The organism is Citrobacter sp. L55 (genome assembly GCF_002850715.1).
In the GTDB taxonomy this organism is placed as follows: domain Bacteria; phylum Pseudomonadota; class Gammaproteobacteria; order Enterobacterales; family Enterobacteriaceae; genus Citrobacter; species Citrobacter braakii.
This window is the reverse complement of the sequence record NZ_KZ559465.1, coordinates 1-280: the sequence shown is the minus strand read 5'-3', so window position 1 is coordinate 280 and position 280 is coordinate 1. Positions and strand designations below refer to the sequence as shown.

The 280-nt window shown below is 51.1% G+C and carries 1 pseudogene; it reads left to right on the top strand.

The window, feature by feature from the left end:
- A pseudogene (locus tag B9P82_RS28180) lies at positions 1-280 on the top strand (group II intron reverse transcriptase/maturase); the annotation flags it as partial.

Here is a 280-nt window from a genome sequence, read left to right as displayed (position 1 = left end):
TCAAAGGCACCAAAGCACAGGCGGAAGCCATCAGGGAGGAGTGTCGGGGTGTGCTCGAAGGCAGTCTGAAACTCAGGCTGAACATGGATAAGACTAAAATCACCCATGTTAATGACGGCTTTATCTTTCTGGGGCACAGGATCATTCGCAAACGCAGTCGTTATGGCGAGATGCGAGTGGTCTCAACGATCCCGCAGGAGAAAGCCAGAAACTTCGCCGCATCGCTGACAGCACTGTTATCAGGCAACTACAGTGAAAGCAAAGTCGATATGGCTGAACA